The following is a 19,066-nucleotide window of genomic DNA, read 5'->3' on the forward strand; positions in this document are numbered from 1 at the left end:
GCGCAATGCTTCCATTTGAATAATTAGGACAAAGTCGAATATTTCTGTATCTTGTTAGGTGAAGCTGCTTGAAAAGTTTTGGAATGAAGATGGATGAGATTGACAGAAAAATTATCGAAGCCCTGATTGGCGATGCGCGCCTGTCGCTGAAGGACCTGGCCGCCCAGGCGGGTCTGTCGTCACCCGGCGTGTCGGAACGGATCCGGCGCCTGCAGGACCGGGGCGTCATCCGGGGCTTCACCGCCGATATCGATCCCAAGGCGCTGGGCTACAGCCTGCAGGCCATCGTCCGTATCCGGCCGCTGCCGGGAAAGCTGCACATTGTCCAGCAGCTGATCCAGGACATTCCGGAATTCTGTGAGTGCGACAAGGTCACCGGCGAGGACTGTTTCGTCGCCCGGCTCATGATCCCGTCGATCGATCTTCTGGACGGCATTCTCGACCGCATCTCCGACAAGGCGGAAACCAGCACGTCGATCGTGAAATCCCAGCCGATCCGCCGCCGTCCACCTCCGCTGGTCGTTGCCGGCGCGGGAGGTGACTAGCGGCAGCCGGAGTTTCCGGCTTGAAGTCAGGTGAGGGAATATCGACATAAAAGACAGGCGAAAGTCCGGGAAAAGGTTGCCGCGTTACCCTGAATCCCGTATGCCACGCCCATTCGATAGACGATCAACAGCTTACCTGCCTTGTCTGCAGGAGTGAGCAGGAGAACACCGATGATCCAACTGACTTTCCCCGACAATTCCGTGCGCGAATACGAGGCAGGCACCAGCGGACTGGCGGTCGCCGAAGGCATATCCAAATCGCTCGCCAAGAAGGCTGTAGCGATGTCTCTGGATGGGGAGCTGAGAGATCTCAGCGACCAGATCGACACCAGCCACGCCATCGAGATCGTCACGCGGGACGACCCGCGCGCGCTTGAACTGATCCGTCACGACGCGGCGCATGTGATGGCGGAAGCCGTGCAGGAACTTTGGCCGGGCACGCAGGTCACCATCGGCCCGGTGATCGAGAACGGATTTTACTACGATTTCAAGCGCGTCCATCCGGACAGCGGCGACGACTGGCCGTTCCACCCGGAAGAATTGCCTGTCATCGAGAAGAAGATGCGCGAGATCATTTCGCGCGGCGCGCAGTTCACCAAGGAAATCTGGTCGCGCGAGGAAGCCAAACGCTACTTCGCGGCCAAGGGCGAGGACTACAAGGTCGAGCTGATCGACGCCATTCCGGAAGACCAGGATCTCAAGATCTACAGGCAGGGCCAGTGGCTGGACCTGTGCCGCGGCCCGCACATGGTGTCCACGAAACAGATCGGCGATGCCTTCAAGCTGATGAAGGTGGCCGGGGCCTACTGGCGCGGCGACTCGAACAACGAGATGCTGTCACGCATCTACGCGACCGCCTGGCACACCGAGAAGGAGCTGAAAGGCTACCTTCACATGCTGGAAGAAGCCGAAAAGCGCGATCACCGCAAGCTTGGCCGGGAAATGGACCTGTTCCATTTCCAGGAAGAGGGCCCGGGCGTCGTCTTCTGGCATCCGAAGGGCTGGGACATGTTCCAGAACCTGATCGCCTACAAGCGCCGGGTGCTGAAAGAGACCTACAAGGAAGTGAACGCGCCGCAGGTGCTGCACACGTCGCTTTGGGAAACGTCCGGTCACTGGGGCTGGTACAAGGAGAACATGTTCTCCGTGCAGTCCGCCGACCCGGAGGCCGAGGACGCCCGTGTGTTCGCGCTGAAGCCGATGAACTGCCCGGGTCACGTGCAGATCTTCAAGCACGGCCTCAAGAGCTACCGCGACCTGCCGCTGCGCCTCGCCGAATTCGGGGTGGTGCACCGGTATGAGCCGTCCGGCGCGCTGCACGGCCTGATGCGCGTGCGCGGGTTTACCCAGGACGATGCCCACGTCTTCTGCACCGAGGATCAGATGGCGGACGAGTGCCTGAAGATCAATGACCTGATCCTGTCGGTCTACAAGGACTTCGGCTTTGACGAGATCGTCGTCAAGCTGTCGACCCGCCCGGAAAAGCGCGTCGGCACCGACGATCTGTGGGACCACGCCGAAGAGGTCATGGGCGAGGTTCTGAAACAGATCGAGGCGCAGTCGGAAGGCCGGGTGAAGACCGAGATCCTGCCGGGCGAGGGGGCCTTCTACGGACCGAAGTTCGAATACACCCTGCGCGATGCCATTGGACGTGAATGGCAGTGCGGCACGACCCAGGTCGATTTCAACCTGCCCGAACGCTTCGGCGCGTTCTATGTCGACAGTGACGGCGAGAAGAAGACGCCGGTGATGATCCACCGGGCCATCTGCGGCTCGATGGAACGGTTCCTCGGGATCCTGATCGAGAACCATGCCGGCCATTTCCCGCTGTGGTTCGCGCCGTTGCAGATTGTGGTGGCCACGATCACGTCCGAGGCTGACGGCTATGGCCAGGAAGTTGCCGATCTGCTGAAGTCCAGGGGACTCAAGGTCGAGACTGATTTCCGCAACGAGAAGATCAACTACAAGGTTCGTGAGCATTCGCTTGCGAAGGTGCCGGTGATCATCGTCTGCGGCATGCGGGAAGCCGAAGAGCGGACCGTCAACGTCCGCCGTCTCGGCTCCAGGGACCAGACATCCATGGGTCTCGAAGAGGCGCTTGCCGCCTTTGTGGACGAAGCAACGCCGCCGGACCTGAAATAAGCCGTGATACCAGGCTCGACGGACAGGACGCTGTTTTCGAGCCTGGTATTCCACGAGGTTAAGGTAAAAACTGACAGCTTGTGCCAGGACCTTCCTTTGGGGCATATGCCTGACTGGCGGGTGTCCGGTCGCGATTGACCGGGCATCCGGATATCGAGCGTTGGCATTGTCCAGGTGCGCGTTATCGATGCTTGAATGGCGCGGCACATTCCTTGAGACAAAAAGGCAATGTGCTGTCACACTCGTGAAACAGAATTTTTGCTATTGGGTTCCGGATTTGCCAGAACTCTCTCGGGACCAAGATCACAGCCGTGAACCACGCTGAATTCAGTTATGCCAATGCGGAACAGCCGCCCTTGAAGCGGTGGACCATCCGCGCCATCGAGGGCATCTCCGGGCGCCGGAAACTGGTCGACATCTACGACGTGTGGAAAGACACCATGGTCGGCACGTCGGACTATATTTGGAGCGATCTTCTCGGCCTGATCAATCTCAACGTTTCCGTGGCGGACGGCCAGTGGCCGCCGGAGAACCTGCCGGAAGGCCCGCTGGTTCTGGTCGCGAACCATCCCTACGGCATCGGTGACGGGCTTGCGCTCCTGGCGCTGGCGGAGAAATTGGACCGCCCGTTCAAGATCCTGATCAACAACGAACTCCTGAAGGTGCCCGAAGTCCGGCCGTTTTCGCTGCCCGTGGATTTCGAGGAAACCAAGGATGCGCTGAAGACCAACATGGCAACCCGCAAGGAAGCCTTGCGCCTGCTTGCGGAAGGCACCACCATCATCGTCTTTCCGGGCGGCGGAGTGGCCACGGCGGCAAAACCGTTCGGCCGTGCCGAGGAACTTCCCTGGAAGACCTTCACTGCCAAGATGATCCGTTCGTCCAGGGCCACCGTGCTGCCGCTGTATTTCGACGGCCAGAACTCCTGGCTGTTTCATCTGGTCAGCAAATATTCGCTGACCCTGCGCCTGTCGCTGCTGGTGCGCGAGTTCCGGCGGATTCTCGGGTCGGTGATCACCGCGCGTGCCGGCCGGCCGATCCCCTTCGAAACCCTGTCCGGCTTCGGCGACCAGAAGGAAATCATGGATTTCCTGCAGACCCAGGTCCTGGAAATGGCGCCGGCGGCGCGCGGGAACGGGCTGCTCGGCCGCAGGCGCTGAGCCGGCTTCAGGTTCGCACTTCGCGATGATGTCCGGTCCAGGTGAGCGCGGCCGAGGCTCCTCCGGCGCAGGAAACGGACTCCGTACCCGAGCCGCATGCCGACGGAACAGCAGTTTTTATCGCGGGTAAATTGATAAATTTATTTTTGAAATCAGTTGCTTGAACCGACTTCCTGAACTGATAACTCACTCAGTGACGTGACCACCTCGACCTCGCGGTCCTCACCGGGATCGACCCTGAAGGTCTGAAGATATGTGCGGCCGTTGTTGCGGGCGAGGGCCTCGTATTCACCTTCGGCGAGCACAAAATCCGGAAAGGCTCCGGTTGCTTCCACGACGATGTCGCCGCCGGGGCTGAGTACCGACCAGGTGGTGTTGGCGATCGCCTCGCCGCCACGTTCATTGACCAGTTTCAGCGTGATCCCGGCCGCCTTGTGGAAGATGGTCGCTTCCGTCAGCTTGCCGGGCAGCACCTGTATGTCGGCGCGCACGGTGGCGTTGGCATTCCCGTAGTGGCTGACAACGTGATAGGTGTCCGCGTTCAGCCGCATGATCGATCCGGGTTTGACGTCTCGAGCGATCACGTGGCGTTCGCCGCGCTGATTGAAATCCATGCCGAAGATTTCGAAGGACACGGGCTTGCCGTCGAGGTCCTCGCCGTCCTTGAGGGCAGCACCGAACTTGATGCCTCCGGCATTGAGCGTGACCATCTTGGACTGGACTTCCTTGCCGATCACGATCCGGTTGGTGGCCTGGGCGAAGCCGTAGGCGGTGTGAATCAGATAGGTGCCGGGATCCAGGCGGAAGTCGGCGTCACCGCCGCTGGACGTGGCGACGAGTTGAAGCCGGCCGTCCGTATTGGTCGTCTCGGAATAGATGCGCCAGATCAGACCCTCATTCAGCGGCGGGCTGTCCGGCGTGAGCTTGGCCATCAGGTACAGCGCTCCCTGCTGGAGGCCGCCGGAAATTCCGGTCGTGGCGGAGCGCGCGGGGGCATATGGAACGAGCGTATCGGAAAAGAGCGGCTCGGGTTCCCTGTCGAGCAGGTTGATGATCGGATTTTCCGGTGCTCTCGAAGGGGCATCAGGGTCCGGTTTTTGAGCCGGGGGCGGCGGCAGTTCGGCCGACTGGGCCAGGGCCTGCGGCGACAGACCCGCAGCCGGAAGGCCCAGAAACAGTGTACAGATCGCGGCGCAACGGATCATGCGCCTGATGCCAAATCGGCCTGTGTCAGTTTGTGTGTTCACCATGCCCACTTTATTATCATTTCGACTCGAAAAGGTTTACCAGTCTTTTGGAACCCGTGTCACCCGTTGCCGATGCGGTTGGTACCTGCGCCGGACCGGATCGGGGTCCGGAACGGGCCGGTGTCCTGTGCGCGGCGCTGCCCGATGCCTGGCTCCGATGCCTAGCTTCGATGCGTGACGCCGGCGCGTGACTAATGCGCCTGAAAATCCGGCAAATTCAAGACCCGGCCATTAAAGTTGACAATTACGGTCAATGAATTAGGTGGAGCAAGGACCGAAACCGCAGGACAGGACTTCTGCATGCCGAGTTTTACAGCCGGATCGCCGGCGACACTGGACTTCCTGAAGAACCGGCGCTCGCATCCGTCCGTCACCATGACGGAACCCGGACCCTGCGACGACCAGATCGACGAGATCCTGACCATCGCGGCGCGGGTGCCCGACCATGGCAAACTGGCGCCGTGGCGATTTATCCTGTACCGGCCGGACGCAGGCCGGAAGATCGGAAGCTGGCTGGCAGAACGCTACGCAAGGATCAGCGGGCCGCTTGACGACGAACAGCGGCAAAAGGAACGGACCCGCTTTACCCGGGCGCCTCTCGTGGTCGGCGTCGTCAGCCAGGCGGCCGAACACCCCAAGATCCCGCTGTGGGAGCAGCAACTGTCCGCCGGCGCGGTGTGCATGAACCTGGTCACGGCGGCAGCCGCATCCGGCTTCGCCTCGCAATGGCTGAGCGAATGGTACAGCTTCGATGACCTGGCGGTCCGCTATCTGGGAGCCCGCCCGGGAGAGAGCTTCGCCGGGTTCGTCCATATCGGAACCGCGACCCAGCCCCCCGTCGAGCGGCCCCGTCCAAACCTTTCTGACCTGATCACCACCTGGACCGAGATTGATTGAACATGTTCTACGACACTGCGACAAACGACCACGGCCTGCCGCGTAATCCCCTCAAGGCGATTGTGGCACCGCGGCCGATCGGCTGGATTTCGTCCCTCGACAGGGACGGGCGCGCCAATCTGGCGCCCTACAGTTTCTTCAACGCGGTCAGTGACGCGCCGCCGATCGTGATGTTTTCCTCAACCGGCTACAAGGACAGCGTCGCCAATGTGGACGCGACCGGCGAGTTCGTGTGCAACATGGCAAGCTGGGACCTGAGGGACGCGATGAACCAGACCTCCGCTGCCGTGCCGCATGAAACCTCGGAGTTCGACCTGTCCGGCCTGGAAATGGCGCCGTCGCGGCTGGTGCGGGCACCGCGCGTTGCCAAGGCCGTCACCGCGCTGGAATGCCGGCATCTGCAGACACTTCGTCTCAAGGGGCTCGATGGTGCCGAAACCGACAGCTACGTCATCTTCGGCCAGGTCGTCGGGGTGCACATCGACGACAGCGTGATTGTCGACGGACGGGTCGATGTCACTCTTTACAAGCCCCTGGCACGGCTCGGCTACATGGACTATGCCGCCGTGACCGAGGTTTTCGAGATGGGCCGGCCCAAGGTTGAGGGTTGATGTCCTGATGTGACGTGGTTTGACAGGACAAGACGCCGGCGGAGTCGGCGTTTTTGTTTGAAAAAGGTTGCCGACTCGGTCGGCGAGAGCTATCAGGCTTCGCGCGGCTGCGTTTTCCTGGCGGGATTTTCCCGGGAAAATGTCCGGATTTGCCTTGATTTCCGCAATTGCGGGCACGTGTATCGGCAGATCTGCGCAGGTCGATGAAAAAACTTATCCGCCACCGTCCGAAAAGGCGCCACCCTGTGGGCTGTTAAGGTTTTGTTAACCATTCGAGCGCGAAAGTTAACGAAGAGATAACTTAGTTCCGTCGAGGAGACAGCGTCATGCTTGTTGCTGACACTACCTCGGTCGCGTCACGGATCGAGCTTGCTTTCCAGTCTGCGAGTACTTCCACAGGGACGTCTTTTGACTACCTGGTGAAAACTGCCGCCCGGGAGTCGTCATTCAATCCGGCGGCCAAGGCAAAAACGTCGAGCGCAACCGGCCTGTTCCAGTTCATCGAGTCCACCTGGCTCGAAACCCTGAAAGAAGCCGGACCGAAACACGGGCTGGAAAAGTTTTCCGACGAGATTCAGCGTTCCAAGAGCGGCAAGTACTTTGTCAGCGATCCACAGATGCGCCGGGAAATCCTGGAATTGCGGAAGGATCCGGAAATATCGTCGATCATGGCGGGGGCGCTGACGCAGAAAAACGCGCAGCACCTTGAACGCAGGATCGGCCGCGAGCCGACGGACGGCGAGCTCTACATGGCGCATTTTCTCGGTGCCAATGGTGCCGGCAAGCTGATCGACGCGACCGCCGCCAATCCGGACATGCGGGCCGACAGGATCTTCGCGCCCCAGGCGCGTGCCAACAAACCGATTTTCTATGACCGTAGCGGCAAGGCCCGGTCCATGCAGGAAGTCTACGAGGTCATCGTTTCCAAGCATGACGCGGTCAACATGATCGCACAGGCGAGCGGCAAGAAAAACCTGCGCTCGTCCGGCGAACTGACCCAGGTTGCCGCGCTGCCGACAGCGAAGCCGACTGGGGAACCTGTCCAAGGAGCACCGCTCGACAGCGGGGGGTTCGATCACCTTGCCGGAGATCCGGCTGCTGCCTTCGCCATGCGGGGCAAGCCGCAGGCGGCGGTTCAAGTTGCGTCGGCCGCCACCGCGGTACCGCAGCTTCCTGCGGACAACCCGGTTGAATTTGCCGAAGCGGGCGTGCCTTTACCCGAGGTCCGCCGCGCGCCGCGCGACCCGGATGAGGCTTCGATCAAGGGAAGCGACTTCGATGCGACCACACGGGTGCTGTCCGCTTTCCAGGCAACGGAAACGTCAAGTCCGTTCGAGGCCCTGTTCCGCAATGACGACGGCTCTTCCCGGGCCGAGGTCAACACGCGCTTCGCCTCGGCCTTTTCCGCCGTCGAGGAAGCCGCCCTGTTCAGTTCGCTGACAGGGACGTCCAGTCAGGTGCAGGCACAGGAACTGGCCCTGGCCAACCAGGGCGGACCGCTGGATCTGACCCGCTTCCTTCGCCTGAAGGCCGAAGAAGAGCAAAGGGACTTGCTGCCACCGGCCTAGGCCGCTGGCTGGCCCTCGTCAAAATTATGGTGAACCGATCGTTAAGCCTTTGATGCCAGACTGGATCTGACACTTGGGAAGATTGTTTCACCGCCATGACCATACACGACTTTTTGCAGCTGAATGAAGATGATGAGCGACCCCTGGATATACAGGCCGCACGTGACATCGCGGCGCGTTATCTGGCCACCGAAGCCGGCTGCAGGGAGCGGACGAGCATGGCGGCGGCATTGACCATCCTGCTCGACGATCCGAGCCGGGCCGTCCGCAAGGCGATTGCGAAAGCCCTGCGCTCGAGCCCGCACGCCCCCGGCCACGTCATTCGCTGCCTTGCCAGCGATGTCGACGAGGTCGCGCTTCCCGTTCTTGCCTGCTCGCCGATACTGACCGATGTCGAACTGGTCGATCTTGTCGCGGAAGGAAGCGATGCGGTGCAGGGGGCGATCGCCGGGCGCGCGGGACTGGCGGCATCCGTCTGCGCCGCGATCTGCGAGGTTGGATGTGAAACGGCGTGCAGAACCTTGCTTGAGAACACCGGCGCCCAGGTTCTTCAATCCTCGCTGCTTCGGCTGGCGCAGCGCTTCGAGGACCGGCCGGACCTGTGCGACCAGCTTCTGAAAACCCGGGATCTGCCGCTTGCGGTGCGCTATCAGCTGCTGATGCGGCTGGCCGAGAACCTGGACGACCATCCAATCGTGCTGGAGCGGGTTCCGGAAAATCAGCGACATTCGTTTCTGAGCGACGCGGAAGACAAGGTGGTTCTGCGCCTGGCGCTGGAGGCGGGCGCCGAGGACCTTCCAGAATTTGTCGAGCATCTGCGCGCCAACGGCAAGCTCACGACGCGGTTGATGCTGCGTGCGGTCTGCTGCGGCCGGCTGCGGTTTTTCGCGGCCGCTCTCGCCAACCTTGGGCAGGTGCCCCTGCCGCGCCTGTGCAAGCTGTTGATCACCGTGCGCCGGTCCGCGCTCCAGGCGATTCTCAGAAAGGCCGGCCTGCCGCTGCGCGCGCATCAGGCGTTCCTGCTGGCGATCGATATTGCCCGCCAGGCGGAGGCCGACTTCACCTACGATCTTGCCCTCGATGAGGCCCGCGCCTTGACCGAAACACTGCTTGCGGAAATGCAGGACGGGGCGCTCGGGGCCGACGAGGACGTGGTCGCATTCCTGCGCCGCTTCGCCATCGACGTCGCCCGTCTGGAAGCCCGGCTGCTGGTCAGAAACAGCCGCTTGCAGGTGACTGCGGCGGCGTGAGGCGACGCCAGTTTGCGCGGCAGTCTTGAACTTTAGGCCGAACGAAGTGGTCTGTTACTTCCAGTAACAACGGATTGGTTTGCTATTTCGGCCCCTGGGGCTGCAAAAGCGGCACATTGCCGAGCGTCGTGCGGGGTAGACTGAATTTGCGAGCGTTCGCCCCTATCAGCTCTCGTCGGGTTTCTTCGGAAACTGGGCCAGGTAGTCCGCGGTGACGCTGTTCAGGGAGTTCAGCAGGGCGACCCCGGTCTTGTTGTCGTCGTTCTTCGCGCCTTCCATGACCATTGCGCGGATGGCCGTCACGTAGCGTTCGGCCAGTTCGAGCGGCAGCTTGTCCGGGGAGGGGATGTTCTCCATGAGGTGGTAGAAGCCGGCGGCGGCCTGGCCGACCAGTGGAAAGCCGAGTGTGAGAGCCTGACCCTTGATGTTGTGGGTTGCCTGGAACAGGGTCGCCAGCGTTTCCTCGTTCAGCCCGTCGGATCGAACCGCCTGCCACGCGCTCATGAGCGTCCTGGTCTCATCGTCCATCCAGTTGCCGAATTGGGGGGACAGCCGTGCCAACGCCGCCTCCGCCGCCTTGACGGGATCGAACTTCCTGGCTTCCCGGGGTGTCAGTTCCCTGACCTTGTCGCGCAGGTTGGTTGGCGGGGACAGGATCTCGTAGTCCTCATCCTTGGCGGTGTCAGCCATAACGCTTGGTGTCCTCATCAGCAGGTCCGGCAGGGAACCGTTGACCACGAGTATCGGTAAACATGCTTAACAGGGCGTTGCCGGACCACCGATGCGAGACGAGATCGGCGACCGACCGCACAAGAAACTGTCCTGTCGGGTTGGACAGTTTGAGCCTTCCCCGCTCAGATTGGCTGATTTGCTCGCTGACTTCGTTGGCTTGCGCTCCTGGTGTTTGCACCAAGGCGTGCAAGTCGCCTCATCCGCAAACAAGGGCGCTCCGGTCAAATCAACGAATCCGAGCGGGAACGGCTCTAGTAGCGGAACATTTCCGTGAGGATACGCTCGTCCCAGCCATGATCGGAATCGAACATGATCACGCCTTGCGCCTCGGTCGATTCCTTTACGGCGACATGGGTGACATTCCGGATCTCGGTATGGTCCGCGGATGCGCTGACCGGGCGCTTGGAGGCATCGGCAATCTCGATGTCCACCCGGGCTCCGTTCGCCAGAAGGGCGCCGCGCCAGCTTCGCGGGCGGAACGCGCTGATCGGCGTCAGGGCCAGGAGCTGGGCATTAATGGGCAGAATGGGGCCGTGCGCGGACAGATTGTAGGCGGTGCTGCCGGCCGGTGTCGCGACGATGATGCCGTCACAAATGAGCTCATCCAGCCGGACCCGGCCGTCGACCGAGATCCTGAGGCGCGCGGCCTGGGAGGTCTGGCGCAGGAGGGACACTTCGTTGATGGCCAGTGCTTTGTGAACATTTCCGTCTTCGGTGGTGGCCGTCATTTCCAGAGGCCGGATCGTGGTCACGTCCGCCTTTGAAAGCCGTTCCTTCAGATCGTTGTGCCGGTACTCGTTCATCAGAAAGCCGACCGAACCCCGGTTCATGCCGTAGATCGGCTTGCCGGAGCCCATGTGGGCATGGAGCGTCTGCAGCATCAGGCCGTCGCCGCCAAGTGCGACGATCACGTCGGCTTCCTGTGGCGGGACGTTGCCATAACGCTCGGAAAGCTCTTCGAGCGCTTCGCGGGCTTCCTCTGTATCGCTCGAGACGAAGGCGAGTTTTTCCGTCGCGGCGGGACGGAGGAATTCTGGATCGGGCGGGAGGGATTGGTTCATGGCCTGCGGAGATCTGTGTCTGACAGCGTTGCCCGGTCCCGGACGTCCGTCTGTCGAACAGCGTGCCGGCCAAGGGTGTGGAGCAGCACCATAACCGGGCTGTGCGCCAAGGGGCAGAGAAAATTTACCTGGCGGCCGTGTTCGCCGGCCGGCCGTTGTCCGCGATCGAACTCCGCAGAGCCGGTTTCGCGGGAGTCTCCGGCGCCCGGCACATCGGGTTTTCCAGCAGCTCCTGCCAGGCGAAAAAAGGCACGATCGCGGAGCGGGTGTCATCGATGCTTGCCGACATGACGCCGGCGACCCGGAGCCCGTGAGGCGTTTCGACGAGAAGCGGGCCGCCCGAGGCACCGCTTTCGGAAGCACAGTCGGTGACCCAGCTTTCCCCCACCGTGCCCAGGACACGGCAGGCGGGTATGAGCGTGGGCAGGAACCGACGGCTGCGCCGGTAGCCGACGGAGCGGAACCGCGTGTCCCGGTTCAGAATGCCGGCATCGGCCGGAGAGAGAACCGGAACGGGCGGCAGGGAGCTGGCGTCCTTCAGCACGAGGATGCCGACATCATTGTGCACGTCCCGCAGTTTCGGGCCCGTTCGCGGCACATACGTTTTCGCGGTCAGGACGCAGGCGGCATCCAGACGCTAGGCGAATTCGTCACGGCGAACCCCGGCGATGAAATGGATATCTTCGACCGGAAAGGGCTTGAGCGATTTCTTGTTGAAAAGGCAATGGGCGGCGGTGAGCACGATGCCGGGGGCGATCAGCGTCCCGGTGCACATGGAGGTCGAGCGATGACCGCCGACATTGACCCGCCCGATGGAAGGCCAGGGTGCCTCGGTGCTGTCGATGACAGTCAGATCGCCGGCAACGGACAGGGGAATGGCTGCCAACACGGCGACGGCCGCAATGACCGGTGTTGTCCAGCGGCGCAGCGATCGGCCCGGCGCCGCAGCCTTCGGTCGGGGCTTTTTTGCACTGGCAAGCATGTCTTCGGGTCCCGTTGCGGGTCCCATTGTCCGGCATGCGGTTTAACGGAGACTGAAACCGGCCGGACAAACACGGTGGCAGGTGGCGGAAACGCCGTCAGGCTCGGCGATCCGGCAAAGGGCATCGTTCGATCCCGCTGCGGCCGTCGATCGGCGCTCGGCCTATCGTGCCGCGGGCGATGGCGCGCCGCGCCGGGCGCGCATGGCAGCCCGCTCGAGCATGTATTTTTCTGCCTCGATCATATGTCCGCGCATGATCATGCGGCAGAGTTCCGCATCCCCCGCCTTGATCGCGCGCAGCAATTGCACCTGATAATGCAGGCCCGTCGCCCTCAGGTTCGGGTTGGGCTGCTTGTAGATGGACCGGCAGACGGTCATGTCGCGCAGCAGGCTGAGCAGGAACGAACAGGTGAAGGCGAGGATCGGGTTCGGACAGTGCCGGGCAAGCTCTTCGTGGAAATCGAGTTCGGCGAGGCGCTGCGCGTATTCCTCTTCCGCGGTCTTCGGCTCGTCCTCGTAGAGCCGGATGCAGCCCTGCAGGGACTGGAAGGCGTCTTCCGTCAGGGTGCCGGCGACCGAGGCGGCAAGTTCCGGTTCCAGTTGCTTGCGCAGTGTGTAGATGTCGGCAATGGACGGCTGGTCGAACAGGAACAGGTTGTCCAGCAGGCGGATGGCTTCACCCGGTTCCACCGACGCAACAAAGACGCCGCCGCCGGGTCCGCTTCGGGTTGAAATCAGCCCCTGGTATTCAAGCACCTTGAGCGCTTCGCGCAAGGTGCCGCGTGCGACCCTGACGGCATCCGGCGACAGCCATTCGTTGGGCACCCGGTCTCCGGGCCGCAAGCCCGCCTCGACGATCTGCTCGCGGATCTGCTGGGCGACCAGGTCGGACCGCCTCAGCCGTTTGCGGGTCTTCGGATCTGTTGCGCCTTCAGGAATTCTCATGACCGTATAATCTGGTTGCCCCTTGTTAGAGCCTATGCCCGCCCCAGAGGATGATAGCAAGCCGCGAAATGATCCGGTCCGCCGGTGGCCTCATCCGGCGCGGGCCTCGCGGTAACGCATGTGTCGGTCCGGTTCGGGCATCGGGCGGCAAAGGCGCAGCCCGCTGGAGGGTTATACGGGTCGGGCAATTCGGTCGTGGCATCCTCGGCCAGGAGGTCGTGCCGGCCGGGGGCGGGGGCGGAGCGCATCAGCAGGCCGGTATAGGGATGCAGCGGCTGCCGGAAGATGTCCCTTGCCGGGCCAAGCTCGGCCATGCGGCCGAAATACATCACCGCCACCCGGTCACTGACGCTTTCCACGACCGAGAGGTCGTGGCTGATGAAGATGTAGGTGAGGCCGAATTCGTCCTTCAGCTTGTCCAGAAGGTTGAGCACCTGGGCCTGCACGGAGACATCCAGCGCGGACACCGGTTCATCCAGAACGATCAGCTCAGGCCCTGCGGCAAGCGCCCGGGCAATTCCGATCCGCTGGGCCTGGCCGCCGGAAAACTCGTGGGGGTAACGGTCCAGGAACTCCGGCGCCAGGTTGACCGCCTGTAAAAGCTCGTCCAGCCGGTGCTTGCGTCCGTCGGCGTTCAGCCCGGTAAGGTGCTTCAGCGGGGCTTCGAGGATGGTGCGGATGGTCTTGCGCGGATTGAGCGAGGCGACCGGGTCCTGAAAAACATACTGGATCTTGCGGGCGAGGGCTCTGCGGTCCTTCCGGGCCAGAGCCGTCAGATCCTCGCCATTGAAGGTGATCGTCCCCGAGGTTGGCAGGTCCAGACCGACGACAAGGCGGGCAAGGGTGGACTTGCCGCAGCCGGATTCCCCGACCACGCCGAGCGTCTCGCCTTTTTTCACATCGAGGCTGAGGCCCTGAACCGCGTGAACAGCCGGGTGGTGACCGCCGAACAGCTTGCGCCCGCCACCGAAGATGCGTTCGACGGCCTCGATGGTGAGGAGCGCTTCGCCTCCCGCCGGCTTCCGGCGCGACGCGTTCATGCGGTGGCTCCCGAAGTCAGCGGAAAGAGACAGCGCACGCCACGGGTGCCGGAACTCATGGCCAGCTCGACTTCTCCCTGCCGGCAGGCCGGTTGCACGCGGGGACACCGATCTGCGAAGGCGCAGCCCGCGGGCAGGTCGTTGACAACGGGCGGACGGCCTTCGATGGCATCGAGCCGGCGTTCCGGTTGTCCCAGAACCGGCACGCATTCGATCAGCCTGGCCGTATAGGGATGCTGCGGGCTGTTCAGGACTTCTTCGGTTGTGCCGGTTTCGACGATCCGGCCCGCATACATCACCGCCACCCGGTCGCAGATGGAAGAGACCACGCCGAAATCATGGGTGATGAACAGGATCGCCGCGTTGCGCTCACGGCGCAGACCGTTCATCAGGGTCAGGATCTGGGCCTGGACGGTGACATCGAGGGCCGTGGTCGGTTCGTCGGCAATCAGCACCCTGGCGTCGTTGGCGAGCGCCATGGCGATGCAGACCCGCTGGCGCATGCCGCCGGAGAGTTCGTGGGGATAGGCACCCAGGCGCTCGTCCGGGTTGGGAATGCGCACCAGAGACAGCAATTCGACGGCGCTTGCGGTTGCCTTTGCCCCGGACAGGGGCTGGTGGGCCGTGATCGCTTCCCTGAGCTGGTCGCCAACAGTGAACAGCGGATGCAGGGTCGACAGCGGATCCTGGAAGACATAGGCAACCGACCCGCCGCGCAGGTCGCGAATGCGCCTGTCGCTGGCGGCAAAAAGATCCTCGCCTTCCAGATAGGCCGCGCCGCCGGCTATGCGGCCGGGCGGCGTCGGCACCAGGCCCATGATCGACATGGCGGTGACGGATTTGCCCGAGCCGCTCTCGCCGACAATGCCCAGGCATTCGCCCTGCTGAAGGTTGAGGTCGACGCCGCCGACCGCCTTGTAGACGGAAGACCCGATCCGGAATTCGGTGCGCATCTGCCTGACTTCCAGAACTCCGCCCTGAGCGGAGGGGGCGGGAATATCGGACGCGTCTCGCTCGACAGCCGTGCGCGAGACCGGCCGGGTCAGCGAACCGGCCCTGAGACGCGGGTCGAGAATGTCGCGCACGCCGTCGCCGAACAGGTTGATGCTCATGACGAGGACGAAGATCATCAGGCCGGGGATGATCGAGACATGCGGCGCGGTGAACAGGATCTTGCGGCCTTCGCCGAGCATGGAACCGAGGTCTGCCTGGGGCGGCTGGGCGCCGAGGCCGAGGAAGGACAGGCCGGCCGTTTCCAGGATCATCCAGCCGACCGTGGTCGACATGGTGATGACGATCACCGGCAGCACGTTGGGCAGGATTTCCAGAAACAGGATCTGTGCGGGGGACTTGCCGGACAGCCGCGCCGCATCGACGAATTCGCGCCGCGACAGGCCGAGGGTGATGCCGCGGATGTTGCGGGCAAAGAAGGGAATGTTCACCAGGGCGATGGCGTAAAGCGCGTTGAGCAGTCCCGGTCCCAGAACCGCGACGATGGCGAGCGCCAGCAGGATGTAGGGAAACGCCATCACCATGTCGATGCCGCGCATGATGAACGTGTCGGTGCGCCCGCCCGCATAGCCGGCCACCAGGCCGAGAAGCGAGCCGAAGAAGGCCGCGATAACCGTTGCCGACAGGCCGACCGCAAGCGACACGCGCGTGCCCCAGACAAGTCGCGACAGGAGGTCCCGGCCGAGGTGATCGGTTCCCAGCAGATGGCCATCTCTGAAGACCGGCAGAAGGCGATTGGCCGGGGCGGTGACATCCGGGTTCGGCAGCGGCAGGATCGGCGCCGCGAGCGCCACCAGGAAGACGGCGGCCAGAATGATCAGGCCACCGGTTGCGAGCGTGTTGTTCAGGAGGAGGGCGAGGGTGCCGGGCCGGGCGGATTTGCGGCCGGGTTTTCGGGCGGACTTCGTCGCCGGGCTCAAGATGTCGCTCATCAGCGCAACCTCGGATCGAGCACGGTCTGGACGACATCGGCGACCAGATTGAAGAGCACGTAGGCCGCGGCGACGACCAGCACACCGCCTTGCACCAGCAGCAGGTCCCGGGTGGAGATGGCGGTCACCAGCATGGAGCCGATGCCGGGCCACTGGAACACGGTCTCGATATAGACCGCGCCGCCGATGACGAAACCGGCCTGGATGCCGATCACCGGAACAACACCGACCAGGGCGGATTTGAAGGCGTGCTTGTAGATGACCTTGCGCTCCGACAGGCCCTTGGCGCGGGCCGTGCGGATATAGTCCTGGCGCAGCACCTCCAGCATGGCGGTGCGGGTGAGGCGGGCGATCACGCCGGTCGCGACCACCGACAGGGTCAGCGCGGGCAGGGCCAGGTGATACGCGAGGTCCGGCAGATCACCGCCGCCATAGATCGCGTACATGCCGGAAGCGGGGAACAGGCGGAGATTGACCGCAAAGATCAGGATCAGCAGCAGGCCGAGCCAGAAGGACGGCGTCGAGATGCCGATCAGAACCAGCAGCGTGATGATCTTGTCGGCCCAGCCGTATTGCCGCACGGCGGAGACGATACCGGCCAGCAGACCGAGGATCGAGCAGAGTATGAGCGAGGTGCCGGCCAGGATGAGGGTTGCCGAGAACCGCTCCAGCACCTCGTCGAGCACCGGCCGGTTGAGGGTGTAGGAACGGCCGAGGTCGCCCTGGAACAGGTTGCCGATCCAGATGAAATACTGCTGGACCAGCGGCTTGTCGAGGCCGAGGTCCCGGTTGAGCCTGGCGACATTTTCCGGGGTGGCGTAAGAGCCGAGAATGGCGGTTGCCGGATCTCCGGGGATCATGGCCATGATCAGGAAGACAATCACGGTCAGCCCGAACAGAACGGGTATGGCGGCGAGCAAACGCCTGACGATATAAGCGGCCAACGTTCTCTCCCTCTTTTGCGCAGCGCTGTCACAAAGGACTTCGAACTGCGGTTCTCGCTCCGGTCGCCCCTTCCGAAGAGGATCATGCCAACAGTTTCGCCGGCGTTATCTCCCTATCAGGCCGGTGTGAGGCTTTTGTCCCTTGCGCTTCCCCGGCCTTGAGCCGGGACGGCACGGCACGTAGTCTGGAATTCTCGATCAATCCGTGAACCGCCATATCAAGGGGCCAGGAAATTTGCCGCAAGAGGTGCTGCCTGCGCCGGACCCGCCCTGCGTTCAGGAAGCAAATTCCGGCATCCCGGCAAACCTGAAGGCTCGCCGGGACCGTGTTTTCAGCCTACTGCGGTTTCCTGACGTCCTGGAGCATCAGGAAGAAGGACGGTTGCAGCTTGAAGTCCTCGACCGATGTTTTCGTCACCGCGTTCTGCTTCCAGTTGGCGACGAAGACCCAGGGGGCGTCCTCCTGGACGATTTCCTGCATTTCCTTGTAAAGGGCTGCGCGTTCAGCCTGATCGGTGACCTCGCGGGCTTTCTCCAGCAGCTCGTCCACCTTGGGGTTGGAATAATAGCCGGAGTTGAAGCCGCCCTTGTCGGGCATGGCGCCGGTGCGCAGGGCCAGGAACGGCAATGTGTCCGGATCGTTGGTCATCCAGGCCATTTCCGCCATGGCCGCCTTGCCCTCAAGGCCCGGATTGACCTTGCCGAGGAAGGTGTTCCACTCGTAGGTCTCGATCTTGACGTTCATGCCGACGGCCTGAAGATCGGCCTGGATGGCCGTTCCCATGGCAATCGGATCGAGCATGCCCGAGCCGCCTTCGGTGACGTAGAACGTGACTTCCTCACCGTTGTAGCCGGCCTCCTTCAGGAGTTCCTTCGCTTTTTCCGGGTCGTAAGGATAGGGTTCCAGGTTTTCGTTATAAGCCCAGGCGAAAGCAGGCGGGGTCGGGCCGGCGGCAACTTCCGCGGTGCCCTGCAGGATGTTCTCGACCAGTGCCTTCTTGTCGATGGCGTAGTTGGCGGCCTGACGGGCGGCCTTGTTGTCGAAGGGGGCTTCCCTGGCGTTGAGGATCAGGAACCAGACGTGGGGTCCGGCCTGTTCCAGCACCGTGAAAGTCTCATCCGACTTGAACTGCTGCAGGCTGTCGGGCGGCACCTCGACCATGACATCCAGACCGCCGGAGAGCATTTCGGCAATCCGCGTGTTGGCGTCGGTGATCGGGCGGTAGATGACCGCTTCAAGATCCGGTGCGCCGTCCCAGTAATCCTCGTTGCGGACCGCGACCATCTTTGCGTTCGCATCCCACTCGCCGAACCTGTAGGCGCCGGTACCGGAGGGATTGCGTCCGAAATCCTTGCCGAATTTTTCGACCGCCGCCGGTGAGACGATCAGGCCGGTGGGATAGGCAAGGTTGGACAGGAACGGTGCGTAGGGCGCGTTGAGGCTGAAAGTGACCGTGGTGTCATCCTCGGCCGTCACGTCCTCGACGGTGGAGAAGAAGAACGACAGCGGGAAGGGGCCGGTGTCGTGAAAGGGATGGTCCTCTTTCAGCATGCGGTCGAAATTGAATTTCACCGCTTCGGCGTTGAACGGCGTGCCGTCGTGGAAGGTGACGCCTTCCTTCAGCTTGAAGGTGTAGCTCTTGCCGTCCTCTGAGATCGTCCAGCTCTCGGCCAGGGACGGTTCGACCTCCAGCGTGCCGTCCTTGTAGCGCACCAGCCCGTCATAGAGGTTGACCAGGATGCGGAAGTCATTGACCGCCGTGACCGCATGCGGGTCGAGCGACTTGGGTTCGGCAATCTGGCCGACGACCAGCACATTGGGCGGTGTCTGGGCCTGCGCCTGCGGCGCAAGAGCCAGGAAGGCCGAGGCGAGTGCCGCGGCTAGGATGTTTTTCATGACCATTCCCCTCATTGTGTTCTGACAAATAATTAATCATGATTAATTGCATTCATTCAACAATTATTTCATATTTAATTTCGCCTGAGGGGTGCGACTCCA

Annotated in this window: 17 protein-coding genes; 7 read left to right on the plus strand and 10 right to left on the minus strand. The window is 62.6% G+C overall.

All coding sequences use genetic code 11. The features are described 5' to 3' along the window. Positions 1–89: 89 nt before the first annotated feature. The 3 genes from AC0VX3_RS12585 (at position 90) to AC0VX3_RS12595 (ending at position 3,847) form a co-directional block, all read left to right on the plus strand. Complete coding sequence (locus tag AC0VX3_RS12585; protein ID WP_475524994.1) at positions 90–545, plus strand: Lrp/AsnC family transcriptional regulator; 456 nt, start codon at positions 90–92, stop codon at positions 543–545. Between the two features lie 171 nt (positions 546–716). After that, positions 717–2,687: a threonine--tRNA ligase gene (thrS, locus tag AC0VX3_RS12590; RefSeq protein WP_475524995.1), complete on the plus strand. Its 1,971-nt coding sequence runs from the start codon at positions 717–719 to the stop codon at positions 2,685–2,687. A gap of 311 nt (positions 2,688–2,998) precedes the next feature. Continuing rightward, complete coding sequence (locus AC0VX3_RS12595) at positions 2,999–3,847, plus strand: lysophospholipid acyltransferase family protein (RefSeq protein ID WP_475524996.1); 849 nt, start codon at positions 2,999–3,001, stop codon at positions 3,845–3,847. A 152-nt stretch (positions 3,848–3,999) separates the two neighbouring features. Here the strand turns inward: AC0VX3_RS12595 and AC0VX3_RS12600 are convergent, their stop codons facing one another. Next, positions 4,000–5,052 carry a hypothetical protein gene (locus AC0VX3_RS12600; RefSeq protein ID WP_342892430.1) on the minus strand — a complete coding sequence of 351 codons (1,053 nt, stop codon included), beginning with the start codon at positions 5,050–5,052 and terminating at the stop codon, positions 4,000–4,002. 342 nt (positions 5,053–5,394) lie between these two features. Here AC0VX3_RS12600 and AC0VX3_RS12605 point away from each other — a divergent pair, with 342 nt between their 5' ends. The 4 genes from AC0VX3_RS12605 to AC0VX3_RS12620 all read left to right on the plus strand — a co-directional run bounded on the left by AC0VX3_RS12605 (position 5,395) and on the right by AC0VX3_RS12620 (position 9,420). Further along, positions 5,395–5,991 (plus strand): nitroreductase family protein, encoded by a 597-nt coding sequence (locus AC0VX3_RS12605; RefSeq protein WP_475524997.1) that lies wholly within the window; start codon positions 5,395–5,397, stop codon positions 5,989–5,991. Between the two features lie 2 nt (positions 5,992–5,993). Further along, a complete protein-coding gene (locus AC0VX3_RS12610; RefSeq protein ID WP_475524998.1) occupies positions 5,994–6,602 on the plus strand; it encodes a flavin reductase family protein in 609 nt (202 codons plus the stop codon). Between the two features lie 326 nt (positions 6,603–6,928). After that, entirely contained in the window at positions 6,929–8,170 is a 1,242-nt protein-coding gene (locus AC0VX3_RS12615; RefSeq protein ID WP_475524999.1) for a transglycosylase SLT domain-containing protein, read from the plus strand. 218 nt (positions 8,171–8,388) lie between these two features. Continuing rightward, entirely contained in the window at positions 8,389–9,420 is a 1,032-nt protein-coding gene (locus AC0VX3_RS12620) for a DUF2336 domain-containing protein (protein ID WP_475525000.1), read from the plus strand. A 165-nt stretch (positions 9,421–9,585) separates the two neighbouring features. Here AC0VX3_RS12620 and AC0VX3_RS12625 read toward each other — a convergent pair whose 3' ends face one another. The 9 genes from AC0VX3_RS12625 to AC0VX3_RS12665 form a co-directional block, all read right to left on the minus strand. Then, the gene (locus AC0VX3_RS12625; RefSeq protein ID WP_475525001.1) at positions 9,586–10,110 is read right to left on the minus strand and encodes an Hpt domain-containing protein; all 525 of its coding nucleotides are present in this window, start codon (positions 10,108–10,110) and stop codon (positions 9,586–9,588) included. Between the two features lie 293 nt (positions 10,111–10,403). Then, positions 10,404–11,213, minus strand: coding sequence for an NAD kinase (locus tag AC0VX3_RS12630; RefSeq protein WP_342892436.1), 810 nt, complete (start codon positions 11,211–11,213; stop codon positions 10,404–10,406). A 124-nt stretch (positions 11,214–11,337) separates the two neighbouring features. Further along, positions 11,338–11,811: a trypsin-like serine peptidase gene (locus AC0VX3_RS12635; protein ID WP_475525002.1), complete on the minus strand. Its 474-nt coding sequence runs from the start codon at positions 11,809–11,811 to the stop codon at positions 11,338–11,340. A 39-nt stretch (positions 11,812–11,850) separates the two neighbouring features. After that, the gene (locus tag AC0VX3_RS12640; protein WP_475525003.1) at positions 11,851–12,195 is read right to left on the minus strand and encodes a trypsin-like serine peptidase; all 345 of its coding nucleotides are present in this window, start codon (positions 12,193–12,195) and stop codon (positions 11,851–11,853) included. 162 nt (positions 12,196–12,357) lie between these two features. Continuing rightward, the gene (locus tag AC0VX3_RS12645; protein ID WP_342892438.1) at positions 12,358–13,140 is read right to left on the minus strand and encodes a FadR/GntR family transcriptional regulator; all 783 of its coding nucleotides are present in this window, start codon (positions 13,138–13,140) and stop codon (positions 12,358–12,360) included. A gap of 32 nt (positions 13,141–13,172) precedes the next feature. Next, positions 13,173–14,180: an ABC transporter ATP-binding protein gene (locus tag AC0VX3_RS12650; RefSeq protein ID WP_475525004.1), complete on the minus strand. Its 1,008-nt coding sequence runs from the start codon at positions 14,178–14,180 to the stop codon at positions 13,173–13,175. Beyond that, entirely contained in the window at positions 14,177–16,123 is a 1,947-nt protein-coding gene (locus tag AC0VX3_RS12655) for a dipeptide/oligopeptide/nickel ABC transporter permease/ATP-binding protein (protein ID WP_475525005.1), read from the minus strand. The genes AC0VX3_RS12650 and AC0VX3_RS12655 overlap by 4 nt, the downstream gene beginning before the upstream one ends. Further along, complete coding sequence (locus AC0VX3_RS12660) at positions 16,123–17,067, minus strand: ABC transporter permease (RefSeq protein ID WP_342892441.1); 945 nt, start codon at positions 17,065–17,067, stop codon at positions 16,123–16,125. The genes AC0VX3_RS12655 and AC0VX3_RS12660 overlap by 1 nt, the downstream gene beginning before the upstream one ends. A gap of 337 nt (positions 17,068–17,404) precedes the next feature. After that, positions 17,405–18,964 (minus strand): ABC transporter substrate-binding protein, encoded by a 1,560-nt coding sequence (locus tag AC0VX3_RS12665; protein WP_475525006.1) that lies wholly within the window; start codon positions 18,962–18,964, stop codon positions 17,405–17,407. Between the last annotated feature and the right edge of the window lie 102 nt (positions 18,965–19,066).

The sequence above is a fragment of the Roseibium sp. QJM3NY_11 genome (genome assembly GCF_056173175.1).